The 3,410-nt window shown below is 55.6% G+C and carries 3 protein-coding genes; 2 read left to right on the forward strand and 1 reads right to left on the reverse strand.

Translation table 11 applies throughout. From position 1 onward, the window contains the following. Positions 1-488: 488 nt before the first annotated feature. A complete protein-coding gene (locus tag JQN68_RS14375; protein ID WP_225073709.1) occupies positions 489-1,520 on the reverse strand; it encodes an IS110 family RNA-guided transposase in 1,032 nt (343 codons plus the stop codon). A 350-nt stretch (positions 1,521-1,870) separates the two neighbouring features. Here JQN68_RS14375 and JQN68_RS14380 point away from each other — a divergent pair, with 350 nt between their 5' ends. After that, positions 1,871-2,212: a transposase gene (locus JQN68_RS14380; RefSeq protein WP_283775563.1), complete on the forward strand. Its 342-nt coding sequence runs from the start codon at positions 1,871-1,873 to the stop codon at positions 2,210-2,212. After that, on the forward strand, positions 2,209-3,099 hold the full coding sequence (locus tag JQN68_RS14385; protein ID WP_225073708.1) for a DDE-type integrase/transposase/recombinase: 891 nt from the start codon (positions 2,209-2,211) through the stop codon (positions 3,097-3,099). Before JQN68_RS14380 ends, JQN68_RS14385 begins: the two co-directional genes overlap by 4 nt. Positions 3,100-3,410 lie beyond the last annotated feature (311 nt).

Raw genomic sequence — 3,410 nt, forward strand, 5'->3', positions numbered from 1 at the left:
CGCCCTATATCATACACTTGGTGATCTTCCAGAACCGAAGGTCACCCACAGATTCTGCTGAAGAGCCTATTTTATTAACGGCAAGATCAATTTATATCAGGTTCCAACTTGCGCCAAGACCGGCCCGAAAGGCCGGTCAGTCTTATGCCGTTGGCAAATTCCGGGGACATCCATGATAAGTAAAGTCAAGGGGAAAACGGAGATTTCCCTTTACCTCGCGGATACCATCCCGTGGCTTAGTTCTGCAGCCCTTCATGCCTTCCGACCTTTTTGATTCTGCGCTTGCGGTCCGCCCGATCAGGCGACCAGACATCCATTTGCCGTCTTCGAGGAGAAGTCTCGTTACGGAAGATTGAGTTTAGGCCAACCCGCCGGCCTCGAAACACTAATAAAGGGCGTGCAGTCGTGGCTCACGCAGTCCCCAGAAGAACAAGGCCCGACGGGAAGATCGTTTGGATCAAGGGTTAGGGTGCTGTTTGTACCGTGGTTTAAGCGACTTCCTGCGGCGCTTCTTCTACAAAGGGAGTCTCACGCCGATCAACGGCCAGCAGGTACTCCACCAGTTTGCGCGCCACCGCCAGGGTCGCCCGGTTGCGGTTGCCTCGCGCTAGCTCTTTCTCATGCAGTGCGGCCAGTTGTGAATTCCAGTGCGGTGCTAGCTTGGCTGCTTCGATCAGCTTTGTCTGCAAGTGCTTGTTACGCTTCTTGGAGATAGGACCACGCTGTTCTTTCCCCGCTGATTCCCGTTGGGCACTGCACAGACCACAGTAGCTAATAGCGTTGCGAGCGCTGCTGAATCTTGCCGGATCACCGATTTCCAGGGCCCACGTCAGGGCCGTGATCTCACCGACTCCGGGAATGCTCATCAACCGGGCCACACGCTCCCGAATCAGGGGTTGCTCCCGCAATGTTGCGATCAGCCTCTTCTGGACAGCGGTAAACAACTCTAGGTTGCTGCGGCTCAATCGCAACAGGTCCTTGACTGAATCCGGAACGTCCTCCACCCGTTCCAACAATTCTTTAAAATATTTATGCCCATGCAGTCGCTGTTTGTCGTAAGTGGCTCCCACTTCCATCAGCAGCCCGGAAATCTTGTTCTTCATCTGTGAGGCTGTTCGGACGACTAGGTCGCGGTAGCGCAGAATACGCCGTAATTCACGCAGTTCTTCGGACATCATGGTGCATTCCGGCAATAAGTTGACCCGCAGCAGGTCGGCTAGCTTCTCCGCGTCGGTCCGGTCACTCTTCTTTTTAGCTGCCGTGATTGCTTTGAGCATTTCAGGGTGGGCGACCTTTAACTCCAGGCTATGAGGCTTGAGAAAGTCATAAATCCACCCTGTGAAGATCGTCGCTTCCAGCGCGCCCATCCAAGGGCGGGGCAACTCCGCCAGCCAATGTCGTAGCGCCTTGCGCTCGGTACGGATATTTCCTTCTTGCACTACCTTGCCGCTGGCGGTCTTGATGCAATAAGAAATGGTTTTCTTATGGACGTCCAGACCGATGTAGTGAATACTTTCCATGGTAGCCTCCTTGTGGGTCCGACTTGGGGCGATTAATTCGACCCCGCCCGCTCATTATGAGCTGTCCGCCACCTGGAGGCTTCCACTTTTCTACTTATGCATTCAAACACCATACTTAATTATTGCCTTGCGTTAACGACAAGAGAATGCCAATCATCGCCCCATGGCTCGCATCACACGCGTCCTGGCCGCCGGCATCGCCCATCAGGTCACCCAACGGGGAAACCGCAGGCTTACGATCTTCTTCACAGATAAGGATTACTGAGGCAAAGGAAGCCTATCTTTATAGCGGCACCAGTTTTCTTGGACACTGATTTGGGGTAAAGTCCCCGTGTCCAAGGAGATTGAAAATGACCAAACAGAACAAGAACGAAACCGTCACAGGGCCATTGGCCGAGGGGCAGCGGTGGAGTGCTGCCCGCAAGCGTGAGGTCGTCCTGCGCCTGCTGCGGGGCGAATCTGTTGACGCGCTGTCCCGCGAACTGGGTATTGAAATCTACCGCCTGGAGCAATGGCGGGAGAAAGCACTGGCCGGCATTGATGAGTCGCTGAAAAAGCGACAGAACGATCCCGTCCAGGCGGAACTCAACCAGGCCATGCGTCGAATTGGCGAGTTGACCATGGAAAACGAGCTTCTTTGGGAACGGGTTAAAAAACCCGGCCCTTTAGCCAAACGGAGGTCGTCGAAATGAGCCAAACGATCTCCCCGGGAGCTGAAAAGCCCTACGGCGTCCAGCGGGTTTGTGCTGTTTGGGAACAGGCTCGTTCCTCGTTCTACCACGCCTTGCGCCGGGTTCCGCAAGCGGTGCCAAACCGTCGTGGCCCGCGCCCAGGGATCAATGACAAGGACCTGTTGGCCTTGATCCGCCACGACCTGGCTACCTCACCGTTCACTGGCGAGGGACATCGTAAGGTCTGGGCCCGGTTGCGGTTCCGTGATGGCCACCGCATTTCACGCAAGCAGGTTTTGCGGCTCATGCGCGAGAACCATCTGCTCTCTCCGCACCGAGGTCGTCCCAAGGTTGCCAAGGCGCGTGACGGCAAGATCATTACCCTGGCCCCCAACCGGATGTGGGGCACCGATGGCACCCGCGTCTTCACTCTTGACGAAGGCTGGGTCTGGATCTTTACCGCCGTGGAGCATTGGAACGCCGAATGCGTCGGCTGGCATGTGTGCAAGACCGGTGACCGTTATGCCGCCCTTCAGCCGCTTTCCATGGCCCTAAGCCGCCTTTACGGCAGCGTCGAGAAAGGGGTTGCCCGGGGACTGTCTCTACGCATGGATCATGGCACCCAGTACCTCTCAGACCATTTTCAGAACCAGATCAAGTTCTGGGGAATCACTCCCAGCTTTGCCTTCATTGCCGAGCCTCAAACCAACGGAGTTGCCGAACGTTTCAACCGAACGTTGAAAGAGCAGGCCATTTATGGCCGGATATTCCGTAACGTCGATGACGTCCGACAGGCCGTGAAGGCCTTTGTCGGACTGTACAACAGCGAATGGCGAATCGAGAAAAACGCCTTCACATCGCCCGACGAAATCCGCCATATCTGGATGGAGAATCGTCAGGCGGCATAGTCTAAACTTGTGTCCAAGGAACCGGTTCCGCTACACAGGCAATGGCCTGCTTTGAGAAACAAATCCCGTTATCGCCGCCACCCTCCTTAACGAAGCCCCGCCGGACCAACCCTGCCCATCTGAACTTGTTCAGCTGGGGCCTTGGCCGTTCGGTGGATCGAAGACGCTGCCATGTAAGCTGTAGTCATGGCGATAAAACCCGCCGCCTCTCGCGAATGCCATGCCCTCCGCAGGAGAAAGGCCTTTTTTGCTTACTTGTATAATTGAACCATAAGCACCTTACCACCTCAGGAGTTGGCAGTCCGTTTTGC

The organism is Desulfuromonas sp. CSMB_57 (assembly GCF_020194955.2).
Lineage (GTDB): Bacteria > Desulfobacterota > Desulfuromonadia > Desulfuromonadales > Syntrophotaleaceae > JAFCIY02.